5 protein-coding genes are annotated in these 4,958 nt (G+C 52.9%); all 5 read right to left on the reverse strand.

What is annotated here, in order from left to right:
- Positions 1 to 244: 244 nt before the first annotated feature.
- The 5 genes from IE083_RS15245 to IE083_RS15265 all read right to left on the reverse strand — a co-directional run bounded on the left by IE083_RS15245 (position 245) and on the right by IE083_RS15265 (position 4,486).
- The gene (locus IE083_RS15245; protein ID WP_189354890.1) at positions 245 to 508 is read right to left on the reverse strand and encodes a hypothetical protein; all 264 of its coding nucleotides are present in this window, start codon (positions 506 to 508) and stop codon (positions 245 to 247) included.
- A gap of 131 nt (positions 509 to 639) precedes the next feature.
- The gene (locus IE083_RS15250) at positions 640 to 966 is read right to left on the reverse strand and encodes a hypothetical protein (protein WP_189354891.1); all 327 of its coding nucleotides are present in this window, start codon (positions 964 to 966) and stop codon (positions 640 to 642) included.
- 79 nt (positions 967 to 1,045) lie between these two features.
- Entirely contained in the window at positions 1,046 to 3,100 is a 2,055-nt protein-coding gene (locus tag IE083_RS15255; protein WP_189354892.1) for an ATP-binding protein, read from the reverse strand.
- Complete coding sequence (locus IE083_RS15900; protein ID WP_229799791.1) at positions 3,097 to 3,336, reverse strand: hypothetical protein; 240 nt, start codon at positions 3,334 to 3,336, stop codon at positions 3,097 to 3,099. Before IE083_RS15900 ends, IE083_RS15255 begins: the two co-directional genes overlap by 4 nt.
- A gap of 223 nt (positions 3,337 to 3,559) precedes the next feature.
- On the reverse strand, positions 3,560 to 4,486 hold the full coding sequence (locus IE083_RS15265) for a hypothetical protein (protein ID WP_189354894.1): 927 nt from the start codon (positions 4,484 to 4,486) through the stop codon (positions 3,560 to 3,562).
- Between the last annotated feature and the right edge of the window lie 472 nt (positions 4,487 to 4,958).

Raw genomic sequence — 4,958 nt, forward strand, 5'->3', positions numbered from 1 at the left:
AACGGCCCTGCGTTTCACTATTCCGCCTTCGGGCAGGCCCAAGTCCGACAGGCTGCTAGCGTGGTATCGTCAGCGGTTAATGCGATAAATCCGAGGTGCAAGCCTACTACAGCACCAGTCCATGCTAGAAGGACAACCGCAACTTGGTTGAGTGCGGGTACCTTCTTGCATGCTAAGTAGCTGTACAAAAAGAACAGTGCGCCTGCTGCTGTACCAATATATAAGCCAATCAAGTTGGGGTTATTCACTTCTTCGACCCCTTGTTAGAGCTGCCGCCAAGAAGTGCACCGATGATGCCCCCGAGAAGTGCTCCACCGACACCAGGAACAATCATGTTTCCCACGACGACACCGCCGACAGTAGCGGCAAGCACTTGGGCGTTTTTGTCGCCGGGAGTTTGTGACGTTTGCTTATTGAATGTAACTTGAGGTTGGACCAAAACTCGTTTACTAGGAGTTTTTTTTACCGGGCCCGATGTTGCTTTCTTGGGGGGCTGTCTCTTATTCATCTTGATCCGTATTGGAACTATTTCGGTGTGTTCTTTGGGCTTAACGTTTGACGTAGGAGGCAGCCATAGCGGCAAAGCCGCTAAGGGAACCCGCAAGTTCATCTTGTCGGCTGCCACTCCCAACGGAGTGGTTAGGCCAAGTCACTTTCGGATGCAGAAATAATATTTTCAATACCTGCATCGGTTAAAGCCTTTGAAAGCTTCTTTAGAAGCTCGTTGGCACTAGCTTGGTTATGCTCCCAATCATAAGGAAGTACGTTCGAGGTTGAAACTACGTTCGGTGCAATTATGTGCAAGGCAACTTTTTCGTTACCATTGGATAGACAATGTTCGTGCCCACCAGCGATTCCCAGTGGCGTCAACTCCCACCCCGGAACTTGGGAAAGACTATTCAGAAGGATCTCTCCCTCCGTCCCATAGATCAATACTGATCTCATTTGCATTTGGTTTTTATCCATTTTTAACCCCTTTGATTGTTTGTCTAACTGCCTCGCGATACGCGTGTCTAAATCCCGCTCACCATAATTATCTCATCACCTATGTTGCCAAGGGGCGAATAACCTTGCCTTCCCATTGGATCAGCTTGTAATCGAGGCCAGCGGTCGCCTCCTTGAAAACCGACTCATTCTCATCGAATGACGCTGCAACTATGGACTGCAGGCCTGCTTGCCCGCTGAGAAGCTGCAGCAATGCATGCTGACTGATTGATCGCATTGAGTGTTGGCCAGGCTCATCCATGAGCAAAAGTCCGGGGTGATGCCCCTCGAAGCCTCGCGTCGATGACGTTTGATAAAGCGCCAGTAAGTAGCTCCAGATAAGGCGCACAAAATCGCTAGCGCTCGAGTCTGCAGTGAGACTAGTCTGAACCTTTGTGCGAATCTCGCGCAGTTCCAGCTCCGCCAAAATCGGGGTCAGACTGTCAAGGCTGATACGAATGTCCTTGATGTCGGCACTCTCATACCCAAATGAACTAGCATTGCTTCTAAAGTTCTTCTCGAATAATGAGATTCTGGACAGGTCTGCCTGGCTATAGACGTCTCTCGGCAGGGCTCTCCGATCAAGTTGGTTGGCCGCCAGTCGATCCGCAACCTCTCCAAATGTCACCATAAGAGCATCTGCCTGAGCGTTGAAGGCTTGCAGGTTAGATAACTCCAGCTCGATCTGAATTTGTCGACGAACAATCGCACGAGACTCCACCGCTCCGTTGCTCACGTCTCCCCGGAGAGAATTGCGGTAGTCATGGGTCTTAGCTAGGCGGGTGGCCACTTCCGTCAGCGCGATTTCTGACTGATGAATTTCCTCAAGAGCCCCGTTGATCTGGTTCTGCAGCATCCTGCGCTGGCTGTCGAGGTACTCAATATTTGTATTCAGGTCCATCTGAGGGCCTGAAACGATCCCAAGTAGCAGGGTGTCGTCGACTTCCTGATGACAGGTGGGGCAATGATCCACGGCTACCGTCAACTCCATCTGGGCGCCAAGGTTGCGGAGTTTCAAGGCCGTCTTGTTGCGCTCGAGATCCTCGCTAGTTTCAGCAAAAAGTACACGTAGATCTTCAAGGGCCGCCTTCTGCAACGTCAGGTTCGTCGTGGCGCGCTCGTGCAGCACACTGAGGTGCTGCAGTTCGGATGATGCTGCCTCAAGCTCCTGAATAGCCTCGGCACCTGAGGCTTTGCCATAAGCTTCCGCCTTCTCTCCAAGTAAGGAGTGCTCTGCGCGCAGCAGGCTGACCTGATCCGCTAGCGACGTCTTCAACTTCCCGTCGGATTTCACGAGCAGTACTGTTGTTGGGTCGAAGGTTGAGGTCGGTGTAGTGGAGAGGCCCTCGATAACTATCCCGTTTGCTGTCGCCGCCTGCCGAAGAGTGTCATAGGCCTTCCTCCAGTCCGAGTCGATGAGCACAGCTTCAGCATCGAGCTTCGCGCGTTTAGCTTGACGTTCAAACACACTCAGCCCAAGCAGAAACTCGGTGACCCGGATACGGACGTCGCGAATTCCGAAAAACGGAGCGTTGGCGATGTAATCGGTCCAACCGCGCTTTTGCTCAACTGCGAGCGCCGCAAATATCGTTTGGAGGTACAGCTTGGCCATACCGCCGGAGGTCGTCGGAACCTGCGGCAGTTGGTATCCAATGAATCCCTCGAGAAACTGGAAGAACCCCTCCTGCTTCTGGGCGCTGCCAGGATCAAACAGGAAAGTTGGCTTTGGCGTTCCCAACTCGACACCGGCGGTCAAGTGGGCACCATCGAACACCTCCACCAGTTTGGGCTGACGAACAGAATCTCGAATTGCCCGCCGAAGCGTGACGCTCTGGGCCCTCGAATTTTCGAGCTCGATGAAGACCTCTGAGGTGTCGACCATGATCTTGGTCTCGCCTTGAACAAAGAACTCCTTAACGGCGTAGGGCAATACCTTCTCGCCCTTACCGCCGATAAGTTCCTCCATCCCAAGGCCGTACATGAGGCAGTTAAACAGCGTGCTCTTGCCGCTAGAGTTGCTTCCACGAATGACGGTCAAGCCACGGCTGAACTCGTACTGGAAGCCGAACTCTCCTTGGGACGTCTCAATCCTCAACTTGATGCCACGCAATCTCATGCAGACTCCCATCCCTTCGCCACTTGGTCGACCATAGCTTCAGTTATGTCCTTGCCAACATGTACCAACAATTTGCGCTCTTTCGCGAAGGCATCCTGATCCCTCAGTACTTCGGCGATAAATGCTTTGCCCTTATCAGACAGCTGGTACCCAGTCGAAGTTGGCGTTACCAAGTTCTCTGCAACAGCGAATCGAATAGCGATTGCGAGGGCCGGATCGAAGCCCCACGCGTTCATGTTCAGAGCCTTGGACTTCGCTGCCTCCACTAACTTCTGGATGCGGTCTGTTCGCTTCAGCGCCCAGTTAAAGAGATGGAGCCGTGGAAGGCTAGACCTCCCTCCGCGGGATGACACTTGCAGGACTAAGAGCAATTGCGTGATTTTATAGAGTGGCCTGTGCTCAACTAGAACCGGAGACGGGCGCCTTTCAAAAAGCAACCGGCGATGCTCGCTAACTGCTTCAGCCATAGTCGACCTCACACACAGCAATCCACCTTGAGACCATCAGGCGGGCGATTTGTGATGCGCCGGTTTCGTCAATTGACGGCGCGAGCTCCCTAGCGATCCGTTCAGCGAGGCCATCCCGAATCTTCTCAGTTAACTCCTGAGGAGTGCCCTCCCAAGTTGAGCACGTCTCAACAACGTGCGCCTCGTACCCGTTAATAAGTCGCACAAGTCTTGAATGGACAGTGGGCGCCGTGTCGTTGATCCGCCTGAAGTGCGCGTCGTGGTCAAGGAACTCCCGAAGCGTGGCTTGGTACAAACGCGCCACACGTTCTTCCAACTTTCCCGTCGGCACGCGGTTCTCGAGTCGAGCCCGCGTCTTGCGCATGACATTCTGCTGGTAGGTATCCGCACTACTGCCCAACACCGGTAAAGCTGTCGGCAGGCCTCCAAAATCGAGGGCCTTGCCCACTGCGAGCTGCATTTCGTGAATCTCGGCAGCGTAGTGATCCGCGTCATGAATCAGAACTTGAAAGTCCGAGTCAAGGATTGAAAGGCTCCACCCTCGGACCTCCGCCTCTTTCGCCTGAGCGTGCTTAACTAGGTCGTTGTGGGCAATAGTTGGAGTTACCAAGTACCAGCGACGTAGCTTTGTTGTGCCCAAAATCTTCTTAAGATCAACTTCATTGGTTTGAAGCTTCCTCAGATCAGTCGTAATCTTGTCACGCTGCTTCTTGTATAGCTCCTTGGCCGGATAGAGCTTGTCAGGACAGTAGCATTGGAATCCACACCCAGTGGTCTTCGTGAACCCTTCCAAGCCGTAGTCACCTGGCGTGGCTGGGATGTGCGTATATCCGTCGACTGTGAACTTCCGTTTGAAAACCAGCTGACAGAGCTGCTCCCAGCTGTTGCCGTCGAAAGGGCCGTAAGAAGTTTGAAACACGGAGATGTCCTCGCTAGCGCCTACCGGTCATCCCTAGTGGTAACGACAGCGCTCGATATGTTCAGCCGAAGCGGTATGAGCATCGCTTGGCGAACACAAATGCAAGTGATCAAACCAATGCCCAAAAAAACTTCCTTATTACCAGATGTACCGATGCTATGCAGCTTGGCGCCTAGTGTTAAGTCCGACAGCATTATTTAATATGGATTGTTGCTTGTAAAGGAATAGCCATCCGGCGAGAGACGTAGTCTCCAAATTTGGCAGAAAACCAGGTCGGCGTATATGACATAACCTTCTGGGTTGCCTGACACGGTCTGACTCATCGGCCAATGCGAGGTATAGCCGTCAATTCTCCGGCCCCGAAACCAGAAGTGCAAAGATGTTTTCCAGAGTCGACTGTGTGAATCCGTTAGATAGCGTCCGTCAAGGTGGTGTAAATTTCAGGGCCGAACTCCGGTCCGGTTTTCCAGGT

This window comes from Vogesella fluminis (assembly GCF_014652335.1).
GTDB lineage: Bacteria > Pseudomonadota > Gammaproteobacteria > Burkholderiales > Chromobacteriaceae > Vogesella > Vogesella fluminis.

Excerpts from the sequence above, each read along its gene's own strand:
- IE083_RS15245 (WP_189354890.1), bottom strand. The coding sequence starts at position 508 with ATGAATAAGAGACAGCCCCCCAAGAAAGCAACATCGGGCCCGGTAAAA.
- IE083_RS15250 (WP_189354891.1), bottom strand. The coding sequence starts at position 966 with ATGGATAAAAACCAAATGCAAATGAGATCAGTATTGATCTATGGGACG.
- IE083_RS15255 (WP_189354892.1), bottom strand. The coding sequence starts at position 3,100 with ATGAGATTGCGTGGCATCAAGTTGAGGATTGAGACGTCCCAAGGAGAG.
- IE083_RS15900 (WP_229799791.1), bottom strand. The coding sequence starts at position 3,336 with ATGAACGCGTGGGGCTTCGATCCGGCCCTCGCAATCGCTATTCGATTC.